The organism is Allostella sp. (genome assembly GCF_041913585.1).
Lineage (GTDB): Bacteria > Pseudomonadota > Alphaproteobacteria > ATCC43930 > Allostellaceae > Allostella.
Genome location: NZ_JAYSFE010000042.1, coordinates 21,303 through 34,502, shown reverse-complemented (window position 1 = coordinate 34,502; position 13,200 = coordinate 21,303). Strand labels below are relative to the sequence as shown.

The window sequence follows — 13,200 nt, the reverse complement described above, 5'->3', positions numbered from 1 at the left end:
CCCCCCCGGCGCCGCGACCGGCCGACGGCCCCGTCGCCATGGCGCCGCCGCCGGCCGCAGGCGGCCCGGCCCCGACGGCGCCACCGCCACGCGACGCCGCACGTCCGCGTCCGGCGCTGCCGATGCCGACCTTCGACATCGTCCGGGTGGACCCGCGCGGATCGGCGGTGATGGCGGGGCGTGCGGCACCCGGCGCCACCGTCACCATCCTCAACGGCGGCCGGCCGATCGGCAGCACGGTCGCCAACGCGCGCGGGGAGTGGGTGTTCCTGCCGGGGGCGGCGCTGGCGGCCGGGTCGCACTCGCTGGGCCTGCGGGCGGAGGTCGGAGGCGAGCGCATGGAGGGCGACCAGGTCGTCGTCGTCGCCGTCGAGCCGCGTCCGGCGGGCCCAGCGACGGCGCCGCGCGCCGAACCGCTGGTCGTGCTCAGCAGCCGCGCCGGCGATGCGCCGTCGCGGCCGCTGCAGCTGCCCGATCCGTCGCCCCCCACGACCAACTCCGCCGTCGCCAATCTCTCGGCCGTGCCGGCGACGCGGGCGACAACCCTGCCCCTCAAGCCCGGCGCGCCGCCGACCGTCGATGCCATCGACTATGGCGAACAGGGCCAGGTGCGCTTCAGCGGCCGGTCGGAGGCGGGGACGACCGTGCGGCTCTATCTCGACAACCGGCCGATCGGGGAGACGGTGGCGGGCGGCGACCAGGGCTGGCAATACACACCCCCGGCCGACGTCCCGCCCGGCAACTACGAACTGCGCGTCGACCGGGTGGGCCCGGACGGCCGCGTCGCGGGCCGGGTCGCCATCCCGTTCCAGCGCGCCACGGTCCCGGTCGCGGAACTGTCGGACGAGCGGGTGGTCGTCCAGCCCGGGAACAGCCTGTGGCGGATCGCCCGCAGCGAGTATGGGCGCGGCATCCGCTACACGCTGATCTACCGCGCCAATCGCGACAGCATCCGCAACCCCGACCTGATCTATCCGGGGCAGGTGTTCACGATCCCCCGGCAGGCGCCGGGCTGATCGCCGGCCGTCACCGCAAGGCGGCGAGGTCGGCGGCGATGCGGCCGATGACGCCGCTCCAGTCGCCCGCCGCCGTCTGGCGATAGAGGCGCAGGCTCGGATACCAGGGCGAGTCGGCGCGCTCCAGCAGCCAGTACCAGAAGAGCCCGCGGCCCTTCGGCACCATCATCCAGGTCGGTACGCCGAGTGCCGCCGAGAGGTGGGCGGCGGTGTTGCTGATGCTGACGACGAGATCGAGTGCCGCGATCTGCGCGGCGGCCGCGTCGAAGTCCCGCAAGGGGTCGATCTCGGGGTCGACCAGGATCGGCACCCCCGACTTCTCCCCGACCTCCGCCAGTTCGGCGCCGTGGTCGCCGTATTGGATGCTGACGAAACGGCAGCCGGGCGTCTGCAGGATCGGCGTCCAGCCGGCGAGCGGCAGGCTCTTCTCGGTGCCGATGCCGGGGTGCCGGCTGTGCCAGGACAGGCCGACCAGGAGCCGGCCGTCGCGGTAGCGCTCGCGCAGCGCCCGCGCCCGCGGCGCGTCGGCGAGGAGGTGGGCGATCGGCTCGCGCGGCAGGCTCGCCGGCCCGGCATGGAGGCGGCCCGGCAGGCTCCCGGTCGGGCATTGCAGGTCGGCGCCGACCGCCGCCGCGGCCGGCGGATCGCTGCGCGGAACGACGGTCACCGTCGGGAAGGCGCGGGCGAAGAGCGGCGCCAGCCGCGGCTCGCACTCGAGGAGCACGGTGCCGCCGGCGGCGGCCACCGCCGGCACCAGGCGGGAATACATGATCTCGTCGCCCGGCCCGTGATCGCCCCAGACGAGCAGCTTCCGGCCGGCCAGGGCCGATCCGTCCCACAGCGGTTGACGGTGCGGCCGCCGCCACTTGTCGAAGCGCGGCAACTGCCAGCGGCGGTCGAAGCCGGGCTGGCCGTCGCGGAACCGGCCCTCGGACATCAGCAGCCAGCCGAGGCTGAAGTCGGCTTCGGCGAATCCGGGCCGGGCGGCAGCGGCGGCGCGGAAATGCCGTTCCGCCTCCGCCAGGTCGCCCGCCACCTCGGCGACCGTTCCGGCGACGTGCAGGGCATCGGCGTTGCGCGGCGCGAGTTCGACGGCGCGGGCGGCGAGCGGGCGCGCGGCGTCGACGTCGCCCAGTTCCATCAGCACCAGCGCCAGATTGGCCAGCGCCTGGACGTCGTTCGGCTGGGCGGCGAGCAGGCGGCGGTAGGCATCGGCCGCCTCCGCCCGGCGCTCCTGGATGCGCAGCGCATTGCCGAGATGCAGCCATGCCTCGTGCAGGGTCGGCTGGCGCTCGAGCGCCTCCTCGGCGGCGGCGCGCGCCTCCTCGGCCTGGCCGGCGTCGAGGAGCGTCGCCGAGAGCGCGACGGCGAGGCGGCCCGAGCGCGGGATGGCGGCCGCCCCCTCGCGCGCGGCGGCGATCGCGGGCTCGGCGCGGCCGACGGCGCGGAGCACCGCGATCAGGGCGAGCCGCAGATCCTCGCGCGCGGGGGCGAGCCGGATCGCCTCGCGATAGGCCTGGATGGCCGGTTCGGCGCGCCCGTCGAGACGCAGGGTGGCGGCATAGTTGGCGCGGTACTCGACGCGGTGCGGCTCGAGCGCGATCGCCTGCCGCAGGGCCGCGGCCGCATCCTCGTTGCGGCCCTGGCCGCGCAGGAAGATGCCGTGGTTGTTGTGGAGCGCGGCGTCGTCCGGGGCGAGCGCGAGCGCCCGCCGGTAGGCGTCCTCGGCGGCGGCGGCATTGCCGGCGCGCTCCTCGACGAGGGCGCGGCGCCGCCACGCGACGACGTTGTCCGGGTCGCCGGCGATCGCCTCGGCGATCAGCGCCGAGGCGCCGGCGATGTCGGCGCGCAGCAGCCGAACGGCGGCGAGGTCGCTCTTGCCGTCCGGGGGCAGGGGGCCGAGCGCGGCGGCGCGGTCGAGGGCCGCCGCGGCCTCGTCGGCGCGGCTGCGGGCGACCAGCGCCTTCGCCAGCAGCAGCCAGCCGGCGGGATCGTCCGGGTTGCGGTCGGCCAGCGCCTGTGCCGCCTCGCAGGCGGCTGCCAGACTGCCCTCGGCCAGCAGGCGCCGGATCGCGGCCGGGTCGGCCGCGCCGGCCGGGGGCAGGCCGCTCATAGGATGCCGTGGCGCGCGAAGACCTCGGCCAGCTTCGTGCCGGCCCGGAGCTCGTCCCGGGTCCGGTCCTCGCCCTCGACCTTCTCCAGCGCCAGCTCCAGGCAGCGGCGCTCGATCTCGACGGGGACGACGACGATGCCGTCGGCGTCCCCGACCACGAGGTCGCCGGAGCGGACATGCACGCCGCCGCAGGTGACGGGGACGTCGATGGCGATGACCTTGCCGCGTCCCTTCGAGTCGAGCGGACCGATCCCGCCATGGAAGACCGGGAAGCCCAGGGTGCGGATCTGCTTGATGTCGCGCACCAGCCCGTCGGTCACGCAGCCGGCGGCGCCGCGCGCCTGCGCGGCGGTCGTCAGGAGTTCGCCCCAGGGCGCGATGCGCGGGCTGCCCTGGCAGGCCAGCACCGGCACCTCGCCCGGCGCCAGATCGTCGATCAGCGCGATCTCGAGCGCGTAGGGGTTTTCGCCCGGCTCGACCGAGTAGACCTCGGCATAGAGGCCGGTCCGGGCGCGCCCGAACAGGACGAGCGCCTCGTCGAGCGGCCGGATGCCGGGCCGGAAGGCCTGGTTCCGATGGCCCATCGAGTCGAGCGTATCGGAGAGGACGGCGGTGAACAGCCGCTCGCGCGCGCGGGCGAGCAGGGTGTCGTCGGCACGCATCGCTGGGTTTCTCCGGGTCGGGGACGGCGAGGTTTCAGACCGTCGAAGCCTGCCACCGACGCATGGTGCGCATCAACAGCGGCGCGAACCAGACGAGCAGCGTCACCACGCCCAGGGTGCCGGCGATCGGGCGGTCGAACAGGCCCCAGATGCTGCCGTCGGACTTGATCATCGAGCTGACGAAGGTGTCCTCGAGCATCGCGCCCAGCACCATGCCGAGGATCGCCGGCGCCACCGGGATGCCGTTGCTCTCCATGAGGTAGCCGACGACGCCGAACACCAGCATCAGGCCGACCCCGAAGGCGGTGTTGTTGATGGCGAAGGAGCCGACGATGCAGAAGAGCAGGATGATCGGCATCAGGACCGCGCGCGGGGCGCGCAGGATCTGCTTGGCCGTCTTGATGGCGGCCCAGCCGAACGGGATCATCATCAGGTTGGCCAGGAAGAAGACGATGAAGACGGCGTAGAGCTGCGGGGCGTTGTTCATGAAGATGGTGGGGCCGGGATTCATCCCCTTCATGAACAGCACGCCGATGACGATGGCGGTGATCGAATCGCCGGGGATGCCGAAGACGAGGGCGGGAATCCACGCGCCGCTGACGGCGGCGTTGTTGGAGGCGCCGCTCTCGACGATGCCTTCGGGATGGCCGGTGCCGAACTTCCTCGGCTCCTTCGAGAACTTCTTGCTCATCGCGTAGGAGATCCAGGCGGCGATGTCGGCGCCGGCGCCGGGCAGGGCGCCGATGAGGGTGCCGACGACGCTGCCGCGGAAGAACTGGCGCCGGTAGGTCACCGTCATCCGGCCCATGCCGGAGAAGACGTTGCCGATGGTGCGCTGGATCTCGAACGGTGCGGCGCCCGGGCTGGCGGCCCAGCGGATGATCTCCGACACCGCGAACATGCCGATCATCGTCGGGATGAAGCTGACGCTGCCGAGGAGTTCGGTCGAGCCGAAGGTGAGGCGCGGGTAGCCGGCCGGGTTGTCGAGGCCGACCAGGGAGACGGTGAGCCCGATGAAGAGCGAGATCAGGCCCTTGACCGGGTCGCCCGTGGAGATGAACACGGCGCAGGTCAGCCCGAGGCAGACCAGCCAGAAATACTCGAAGCTGGAGAAGCGCAGCGCGACCTCGGCCAGCGCCGGGGCGGCCAGCACCAGGACGATCGACCCGAAGATGCCGCCGAGCGCGGAAAACACGAGCCCGGCGCCCAGCGCCTGTTCGGCCAGCCCCTTGCGGGTCATGGCGTAGGCCTCGTCGGTGTAGGCGGCCGAGGCGGGGGTGCCCGGAATCCGGACGAGGCAGCCGGGGATGTCGCCGGAGAAGATTGCCATCGCCGTCGCGGTGACGATGGCCGCGATCGCCGGCACCGGCTCCATGAAGAAGGTGACCGGCACCAGCAGCGCCGTCGCCATGGTCGCGGTCAGTCCGGGGACGGCGCCGACGAAGAGGCCGAAGGCGGCGGATCCGGCGATGACCAGGAGGACATAGGGATCGAAGACGAGCCCGAATGCCGTCAGCAGCGCATCCATCAGGGGGATCTCACCAGGCGAAGGGGGTGAGGATGCCCCAGGGCAGCGGCACCCGCAGCAGCTTGTAGAAGGCGAAATGGACCAGCAGGGTGGCCACGACCGCAACGACGACGCCGAGGAGCCAGCCGACGCCCTGGCTGCGGAAGAGGGCCAGCAGCACCAGCGGGGCGACGATCAGGAAACCCAGCCAGTCCGCCGCCAGCAGGTAGAACAGGACGCCGCCGAGGACGACCGCCACTGCGGCCAGCCCACGCGGGTCGCGGAGCCCGGGTTCGATCTCGATCAGGCGCTGGGCCCGTCCGGCCGCGATGCCGCGGAAGACCAGGACGAGGGCGGTGAGACCAAGTCCCGCTCCGACCAGGGTGGGAAAGAACCCGGGCCCGAAGGCCTGCCCGGGCATCGCCGGCAGGCTTCGGGCATAGGCGACGAGGGCCAGCGCTCCGACGAGGAGCGCCAGCCCGACGATGCCGTCATGGAAACGCAAGGCGATGTGCCGCCGACGCCGGCTATTTCGCCAGGCCGACCGCCTTCATGACGCCGCCCAGGTCGGCGTCCGACTTGGTGAGGAAGGCGGTCGCCGCCGCACCCTCGGCCCAGAAGACGCCGAAGCCCTGCTTCGCCATGAAGTCCCGGAACTCCTTGCTCTCGTGCGCCTTCTTCAGCGCCGGCAGCAGCTTGTCCGTGACCTCCTTGGGCAGGCCCTTGGGGCCGACCACGGCGCGCCAGGCCGCCATCGACCAGTCGGAGCCGGTCGCCTCCTTCAGCGTCGGCACGTTCGGATAGACCGGGTTGCGCTTGCCGTCCATGATGACGAGCGAGCGCACCTTGCCGGCGTCCAGCATGGCGCGGGCTTCGGGGATGGAGCAGGGCACGACCTGGACGCCGCCGGCCACCATGTCCTGCAGGCCGGACGCCGCACCCTGGCTCGGGACCCAGGGCGCCGCCGCCGGGTCGATGCCGGCATCCTTCAGCATGCCGGCGATGGCGAGGTGCCAGATGCCGCCCTGGCCGGTGCCGGACGCCTTGAGCTTGCCGGGGTTGGCCTTGATGGCGTCGAGCAGGTCCTTGATCGTCTTGTAGGGGGCGTCGGTCGCGACCTGGACGCCGGCCGGGTCGATGTTGTAGACAGCGACCGGCGTATAGGACTGGTGGGTGAGCTGCGTCAGCCCCTGCCAGTGCATCATGTTGATCTCGACCGTCATGATGCCGAGCGTGTAGCCGTCCGGGGCTGCCGTCGCGATGGCCGTATGGCCGACCACGCCGCTGCCGCCGGTGCGATTGACGACGTTGACCGGCTGGCCCAGTTCCTTCTCCAGCAGACTGCCGATGACGCGGGCGGTCGCATCGGTGCCGCCGCCGGCACCCCACGGCACGATCAGGGTGATCGGCCGGGTCGGCCATGCGGCCGCGGCACCGGCGAAGGCGAACATGGCCGCACCGGCGGCGAGGGCGAACAGGGATCTGCGCTGCATTCCGGGGTTCCTCCTGGTTGGGCCGGCCCTTGATCGAGCCTTTGCCCGCATTTGTTGCGCGAGACCCTAACAGCACGTCGCCCGGCCGGGCAACGCTGCACGGAACGAGAGAAGCCGAAGCTGCGGATGGTCCTCTGCGGCAGACCGGCCGGAGACCCCGAGGTGGCACCATGAGCGACGTCCAGACCCGCCTCCGCAGCCGCGCCGCCGTCGGCGCCGAGATCCGCGCCCTGCTGGCGCTGGCCGCGCCGCTGACGCTGACCAATCTCGGCCAGATCGCGATGATGACGACCGACGTCCTGATGGTCGCGACGCTGGGGCCGCATCCGCTCGCCGCCTCCGCGCTGGGCGGCGCGCTGCTGTTCACGATCTGGATGTTCGGCGTCGGCGCCGTGACCGCCGTCGCGCCGATGGTGGCGCAGGCGCGCGGCCGCGGTCGCGACGTGCGCCAGGACTGCCGGCGCACGGTCCAGCAGGGCATCTGGCTGGCGCTCCTGCTGTCGCTCCCGGCGATCGGCCTATTGCTGCTGGCGGGCCCGGTCCTGCGTGGCATGGGCCAGGACCCGGCGCTGGTGGCCGACACCGAATCGTACCTGGCACCGCTGATGTGGTGCCTGCCGCCCTCGCTCGCCTTCATCGTGCTTCGGACCTTCCTGGCGGCGCTGGAGCGGACTCGGCCGGCGGTGGTCGTGACCTTCCTCGCGATCTTCTTCAACGCCGGCGCGAACTGGGTGCTGATCCACGGCAAGTTCGGGTTTCCGGCCTTGGGCCTGTTCGGGGCCGGGCTCGCCTCGACCCTGGCCGCCCTCTTCATGGCGGTGGCGCTCGGCCTCGTCGTCGCCCTCGATCCGGGCCTCCGGCGCTACCGCGTGTGGACGCGGATCTGGCAGTCGGACTGGGGACGGCTCCGGGAACTGCTGGCGATCGGGCTGCCGATCGGCGCCATGATGACGCTCGAGTGCGCGCTCTTCTCGGGCGCGACGCTGGTGATGGGTCTGATCGGGGCCGACGCCGTCGCCGCCCACCAGATCGCGCTGCAATGCGCGTCCGTCACCTTCATGGTGCCGCTCGGCCTGGGACAGGCGGCGACGGTGCGCGTCGGCCTCGCGGCGGGGCGCGGCGACCCGGCCGGCATGGCCCGGTCCGGCTGGACGGCGCTCGGCGTCGGCTCGCTCTTCATGGCCCTGATGGGCGTGCTCTTCCTGCTGCTGGCGGAGCCGATCGTCGGCCTCTTCCTCGACCGCGCCGACCCGGCGACGGCGGGGACCGTGGCGCTGGCGGCGGGGTTTCTCTTCTATGCCGCCGTGTTCCAGCTCGCCGACGGCGCCCAGGTCATCGCCGCGGGGGCGCTGCGCGGGTTGAAGGACACCCGCCTTCCGATGCTGATCGCCGGCTTCGGCTACTGGGCCGTCGGCTTTCCGCTCGGTCTCGTCTGCGCCTTCGTCCTCGGCTGGAACGGCGACGGCGTCTGGATCGGGCTGACCGGTGGGCTCGCCACCGTCGCGGTGCTGCTCGTCCTGCGCTTCCGCGACCGCTCGCGGCGCGGCTCAGCCCGGCACGATCTCGCCCGTCCGGGGGCGCACCCGATGGCGGTAGAGATGCCATAGCAGCAGGGCGGCGGCGCTGCGCCAGGGGCGGAACTCCTCGCCCATCGGGCGCAGCGTCCGGCCCGCCGGCCGCGCCTCCAGGCCGCGCAGGTGCTGGTAGCCGGCCTGGATCGCGATGTCGTCCGCGGGCCAGACGTCGGGGCGGCCCTCGGCGAAGAGGAGGTAGATCTCGGCCGTCCAGCGGCCGACGCCGCGCACCGCCGAGAGCGCGCCGATCGCCGCCTCGTCGTCGAGCGCCGCCAGCCCGTCGAGGTCGAGCGCGCCGTCCGCCAGCCGCCGGGCGAGGTCGCGGCAATGGGCGATCTTCGAACGGCTGAACCCGGCCTGCCGCAGCGCGCCGTCGTCGAGCGACAGCCAGGCGGACGGGGTGAGGGGGGTGGCCAGCGGCTCGACCCGCCGCCAGATGGCGGCCGCCGCATGGGTCGAGACCTGCTGGCCGGTGATGATCTGCAGGAGCGTGGCGAACCCGGCCGGCCGGACGCGCGGCGGCGGCATCCCGGCCGCGGCCACCAGCGTCGCCAGCGCCGGCTCGCGGGCGACCAGCGCGGCCAGCCCGTGGGCGATCTCCGGCGGATGGCCGGTCATTCGGCGGGCGCCGGATGGACGGCGACGCGGGCCGCGCGCCGCCGCTGCCGCCAGGCCGAGACGTTGCCGCGGAGCATCAGCGCGCAGGGGGTCACCAGCAGGGTCAGGACGGTCGAGAACCCGAGCCCGAAGCAGATTGCCGTCGACAGGCCGATCCACCATTGGGTGGCCGGCGCGTCGACCGTCACCTCGCGCTGGAAGAGGTCGATATTGACGCCCATCATCAGCGGCAGCAGCCCCAGCACCGTGTTGAAGGCGGTCAGCAGGACCGGCCGCAGCCGTTCGCGGCCGGTCTGCAGCAGGGCCTCCATGACCGACGGGCTCGTCTTCACGAGCTGGTCGAAGGTGTCGATGAGGACGATGTTGTTCTGGACGACGATCCCGGCGAGCGCGACCACGCCGATGCCGGTCATGACGATGCCGAAGGGCTGTCCGGTGACGATCAGCCCGACGAACACGCCGATCGTCGACATGACCACGCCGGTCAGGATGACGAAGGTCGTGTAGACGCTGTTGAACTGGGCCAGCAGGATCACGAAGATCAGGAAGATCGCCGCCAGGAACGCCTTGGAAAGGAAGGCCTGGGCCTTCTGCTGCTCCTCGTCCTGGCCCTTGAAGCGCACCGAGACGCCGAGCGGCAGCGGCTCGCGCAGGGCAAGCGCCCGGAACTCGCGCAGCTTGTCGTCGGCCAGCACGCCGGGCTGGACGTCGGCCTTCACCATCATCGAGCGGCGGCCGTCGACGCGATGGATCTCGCTGACGCTCGGTGCCGGCTGGCGGGTGACGAAGTTCTCGATCGGCACCAGACCCGACTGGGTCTGGACGCGGACCAGTCCGAGCTGGGCGATGCCGCGCTCGGCCCGCGGGTAGCGGGCGACGATGTCGATCTCGTCGTCCGAGTCATCGGGGCGGTACTCGCCGAACTTGAGCCCGTTGGTGACGAGCCGGATCGAGCTGCCGACCGCCTGGACGTCGGCGCCGAACTTGGCCGCCTGCGCCCGGTCGACCAGGACCTGCCATTCGACGCCCGGCAGCGGCCGGCTGTCCTCGATGTCCTTCAGCCCGTCGATGCGTTCGAGCAGCGCCCGGACCCGGCGCGCGGCCGGCTCCAGCAGCACCGGGTCGCGGGCGGTCAGCTGCACCTGGATCGGCTTGCCGATCGGCGGCCCGGCCTCCTGCCGGCGCGTCTCGACGACGATGCCGGCGAGGTCGCGGGTCCGGGCCATGATGTCGGCCAGGATCGCCGAAGCCTTGCGCCGCGCCTTCCAGTCGGCGAACTCGAGCTGGATCATGCCGATCACGTCCTCGGCCGCGTCCTTGCCGAGTTCGCGGGTGCGGGTCGAGCTGTAGATGGTGGCGAACTCCGCCCGCTCGGCCTGGAGCGCCAGGACCCGGTCCTCGACCTCGCGGATCAGGCGGTCCTTTTCGTCGGTCGAGAGGTTGCCGCGGGCCGAGACCGTGACGATGGCGAGGTCGGGCTCGACCTCGGGGAAGAACTCGACGCCGTTGCCGTGGGTCGCATACCACCATTGCACACCGACCAGCGCCGCGACCGTGGCGAGCAGCACCACGGCCGGCCGGCGCAGCGACCAGCCGAGCATGCGGACATAGAGCCTGGTCCCGGCATCGTCGGGCGGCGGCTCGTCGACGGTACCGACCGGGCCGGCGCGGCGCCCGAACCAGGCGCCGAGCACCGGGATGAAGACGAGCGCCATCAGGACCGACGCCGACAGGACGACGAGCTGGGTGATCGGCAGGAACTTCATGAACTCGCCGACGACGCCCGGCCAGAAGAGGAGCGGCAGGAAGGCCGCGATCTGGGTGGCGATGGCGGAGATGATCGGCCACGCCATCCGGGTCGCCGCCATCCGGTAGGCGGCGGCGCGGTCCATGCCCTCGGCCATCCGCCGGTCGGCGAATTCGGTCACCACGATGGCGCCGTCGACGACGTTGCCCGCGGCGAAGATGAGGCCGAAGAGGACGACGATGTTGATCGTCAGCCCCATGCCGGCGAGCAGCAGGATGGCCGCGAGAAAGGAGCCGACGATCGACACGCCGACCAGGATGGTCGAGCGCATGCCGAGCGAGGCGAGCACGATCACCATCACCAGGAGCACGGCGATGCCGAGATTGTTCTCGAGGTCGGCCAGCATCATCTTGATGTTGTCCGACTTGTCCTGGGTGAAGCCGACGGTGACGTTGGCGGACCAGCGCGCGCGCTCCTCGTCGGTCGCCTTCCGCACCTCGTCGATCGTGTCGATGATGTTCTGGCCGATGCGCTTGGAGACCTCGAGCGCGATGGCGGGCTTGCCGTTGACCCGCGCGTAGGATTGCCGGTCCTTGTAGGTGCGGCGGACCTCGGCGATGTCGCGGACGCGGACGACGGCGTCGCCCTCGACCTTGACCGGCATGTCGAGGATCTCGCGCACGCTCTCGAAGAGGCCCGGCACCTTGACGGCGAAGCGGCCCTGGCCGGTGTCGATCTGGCCGGCCGCGATCAGCTGGTTGTTGCGCGCGATCGACTGCGCGAGGTCGCTCGCCGACAGGCCGTAGGTCTCGACCCGCAGCGGGTCGATGACGATCTCGACCAGTTCCTCGCGGTCGCCGGCGATGCGCACCGACAGGACCGCCGGGATCGTCTCGATCCGGTCGCGGAGGTCGCGGGCGAGGCGCAGGAGCGTGCGCTCCGGCACCTCGCCCGACAGGGTGACGACGAGCACCGGGAAGAGGCTGACATTGACCTCCTTCACCAGCGGCTCGTCGGTGTCCTGCGGCAGCTCGGACTTGGCCCGGTTGACGCTCTCGCGCACGTCGGTCAGTGCCTTCTGGGCGTCGAAGCCGGCGTCGAACTCGAGGATGACGTAGGCGCCGCCGAGATAGGCGGTCGAGCGCATCTCCTTGACGCCCTCGACCGAGCGCAGCTCCTTCTCCATCGGCCGCAGCAGCAGGCGCTCGGAATCCTCCGGCGACACGCCCTCCAGCGTCATCGAGACGTAGATGATCGGGATGTTGACGTCCGGCTCGGCTTCCTTCGGGATCGACTGCCACGCCATGGCGCCGAAGAGCAGGATCAAGATCAGCAGCGCGACCGTGACCCGGCCGCGCTGGATCGCCGCCTCGATCAGGGTCTTCATGATGCCGGCCGCGCCTCGCCCGCGACCGGCCGGACCGTCTGGCCGGTGCGCACGAACTCGTGGCCGACGGAGATGAGACGGGCCCGTTCCGGCAGGTCACCCACCCACATGCCGTCCGGCCCGTCCTCGAGGATGCGGACCGGGTGGAAGGCGACGCGGTCGGCGGCATCGACCGTCTTGACGCCGACCATGCCCTGCTCGTCTAGGGCCAGCAGCGCCGGCGTGATGCGGTGGGCCATGACCTCCTCGACGGCCAGCAGGACCTCGGCCGTGAGGCCGCCGATCACGGCAAGGTCGGGATTTGCGGCCTCCAGCTCGACGCGGAAGGTGCGGGTCGCCGGGTCGGCATTGGCGGCGAGGTAGCGCACGCGGGCCTCGACCTCCCGGCCGTTCGCCAGCCGGGCGCGGCCGGTCTGGCCGAGGCGGACATGGGCGCGGTCGATCTCGGTCAGGTGGGCGACGACGACGACCGGGTCGAGGTCGACCACCGTCGCCACCGGATCGCCTTCCTTCAGGTAGTCGCCGAGTTCGACGCGGCGGGCCTCGAGCACGCCGGCGAACGGCGCGCGCACGCCGGTGCGCCGCATCTCGACCTCCATCCGCATCACCTGGGCGCGGGCGGCATCGAGCTGGGCGCGGGCGACGGCGTGCTGGTTGTCGGCGCGGAAGCCGCGCTCGGCCAGCGTCCGCGAGGCCCGGAACTCGACCTCGCGCTGGGCGAGCAGGGCCCGGGCTTCGGCGAGGCGGGCGGGGCGGTCGTCCTCGGCCAGTTCGACGATGCGCTGGCCTTCGCTGACCCGACGGCCGCGGTCGACGTCGATGGTCGCGACCCGCCCCATCGTCTCGGCCTTGAGCACGACCTGGCGGTTCGGTTCGGTGCGGCCGCGCAGCACCACCCGCCGCGCCCGGGCGGCGGCGACGGACTCGACCACGCGCACCGCCGTCGGCGCCGGCTCGGCCGCCGGCGGCGGCGGCCGGTCGGCCGCGGGTGAGGGACCGCCGCCGGCCATCTGGCCGGAGACGACCCAGGCCGCGGCGCCGGCCATGACGGCCAGGGCCATCCAGTAGGAACTGCGCATTTCG

10 protein-coding genes are annotated in these 13,200 nt (G+C 72.4%); 2 read left to right on the top strand and 8 right to left on the bottom strand.

Features of this window, described 5'->3' with window-relative positions:
• On the top strand, positions 1-1,016 hold a 1,016-nt coding region (locus tag ACE3Q3_RS10375), incomplete at its 5' end, for a LysM peptidoglycan-binding domain-containing protein (protein WP_374445422.1).
• Between the two features lie 10 nt (positions 1,017-1,026).
• Here ACE3Q3_RS10375 and ACE3Q3_RS10370 read toward each other — a convergent pair.
• From ACE3Q3_RS10370 to ACE3Q3_RS10350, 5 genes are read right to left on the bottom strand one after another with little or no spacing between them, the layout of a single operon-like run.
• Positions 1,027-3,129: a tetratricopeptide repeat protein gene (locus ACE3Q3_RS10370; RefSeq protein ID WP_374445420.1), complete on the bottom strand. Its 2,103-nt coding sequence runs from the start codon at positions 3,127-3,129 to the stop codon at positions 1,027-1,029.
• Positions 3,126-3,791, bottom strand: coding sequence for an RraA family protein (locus ACE3Q3_RS10365; RefSeq protein ID WP_374445417.1), 666 nt, complete (start codon positions 3,789-3,791; stop codon positions 3,126-3,128). Before ACE3Q3_RS10365 ends, ACE3Q3_RS10370 begins: the two co-directional genes overlap by 4 nt.
• A 34-nt stretch (positions 3,792-3,825) precedes the next feature.
• Positions 3,826-5,319, bottom strand: a complete 1,494-nt coding sequence (locus tag ACE3Q3_RS10360; protein ID WP_374445415.1) for a tripartite tricarboxylate transporter permease — start codon at positions 5,317-5,319, stop codon at positions 3,826-3,828.
• A 10-nt stretch (positions 5,320-5,329) separates the two neighbouring features.
• Positions 5,330-5,803 carry a tripartite tricarboxylate transporter TctB family protein gene (locus ACE3Q3_RS10355; RefSeq protein WP_374445413.1) on the bottom strand — a complete coding sequence of 158 codons (474 nt, stop codon included), beginning with the start codon at positions 5,801-5,803 and terminating at the stop codon, positions 5,330-5,332.
• Positions 5,804-5,825: 22 nt separating this feature from the next.
• Positions 5,826-6,791 (bottom strand): tripartite tricarboxylate transporter substrate binding protein, encoded by a 966-nt coding sequence (locus ACE3Q3_RS10350; RefSeq protein ID WP_374445410.1) that lies wholly within the window; start codon positions 6,789-6,791, stop codon positions 5,826-5,828.
• Positions 6,792-6,961: 170 nt separating this feature from the next.
• Here ACE3Q3_RS10350 and ACE3Q3_RS10345 point away from each other — a divergent pair, with 170 nt between their 5' ends.
• Positions 6,962-8,398, top strand: coding sequence for an MATE family efflux transporter (locus ACE3Q3_RS10345; protein WP_374445407.1), 1,437 nt, complete (start codon positions 6,962-6,964; stop codon positions 8,396-8,398).
• On the opposite strand, the gene ACE3Q3_RS10340 is transcribed toward ACE3Q3_RS10345, so the two are convergent.
• Genes ACE3Q3_RS10340 through ACE3Q3_RS10330 form a run of 3 tightly spaced genes read right to left on the bottom strand, consistent with a single transcriptional unit; the run spans position 8,339 to position 13,196 of the window.
• On the bottom strand, positions 8,339-8,983 hold the full coding sequence (locus ACE3Q3_RS10340) for a DNA-3-methyladenine glycosylase (RefSeq protein WP_374445405.1): 645 nt from the start codon (positions 8,981-8,983) through the stop codon (positions 8,339-8,341). The two genes, ACE3Q3_RS10345 and ACE3Q3_RS10340, sit on opposite strands and share 60 nt — an antisense overlap.
• Complete coding sequence (locus ACE3Q3_RS10335) at positions 8,980-12,117, bottom strand: efflux RND transporter permease subunit (protein WP_374445402.1); 3,138 nt, start codon at positions 12,115-12,117, stop codon at positions 8,980-8,982. Before ACE3Q3_RS10335 ends, ACE3Q3_RS10340 begins: the two co-directional genes overlap by 4 nt.
• A complete protein-coding gene (locus tag ACE3Q3_RS10330) occupies positions 12,114-13,196 on the bottom strand; it encodes an efflux RND transporter periplasmic adaptor subunit (protein WP_374445400.1) in 1,083 nt (360 codons plus the stop codon). Before ACE3Q3_RS10330 ends, ACE3Q3_RS10335 begins: the two co-directional genes overlap by 4 nt.
• Positions 13,197-13,200 lie beyond the last annotated feature (4 nt).

What these genes read in the sequence shown, in the direction of transcription:
- ACE3Q3_RS10330 (WP_374445400.1), bottom strand. Translation starts at nt 13,196, where the DNA reads ATGCGCAGTTCCTACTGGATGGCCCTGGCCGTCATGGCCGGCGCCGCG.
- ACE3Q3_RS10360 (WP_374445415.1), bottom strand. Translation starts at nt 5,319, where the DNA reads ATGGATGCGCTGCTGACGGCATTCGGGCTCGTCTTCGATCCCTATGTC.
- ACE3Q3_RS10350 (WP_374445410.1), bottom strand. Translation starts at nt 6,791, where the DNA reads ATGCAGCGCAGATCCCTGTTCGCCCTCGCCGCCGGTGCGGCCATGTTC.
- ACE3Q3_RS10370 (WP_374445420.1), bottom strand. Translation starts at nt 3,129, where the DNA reads ATGAGCGGCCTGCCCCCGGCCGGCGCGGCCGACCCGGCCGCGATCCGG.
- ACE3Q3_RS10345 (WP_374445407.1), top strand. Translation starts at nt 6,962, where the DNA reads ATGAGCGACGTCCAGACCCGCCTCCGCAGCCGCGCCGCCGTCGGCGCC.
- ACE3Q3_RS10335 (WP_374445402.1), bottom strand. Translation starts at nt 12,117, where the DNA reads ATGAAGACCCTGATCGAGGCGGCGATCCAGCGCGGCCGGGTCACGGTC.
- ACE3Q3_RS10340 (WP_374445405.1), bottom strand. Translation starts at nt 8,983, where the DNA reads ATGACCGGCCATCCGCCGGAGATCGCCCACGGGCTGGCCGCGCTGGTC.
- ACE3Q3_RS10365 (WP_374445417.1), bottom strand. Translation starts at nt 3,791, where the DNA reads ATGCGTGCCGACGACACCCTGCTCGCCCGCGCGCGCGAGCGGCTGTTC.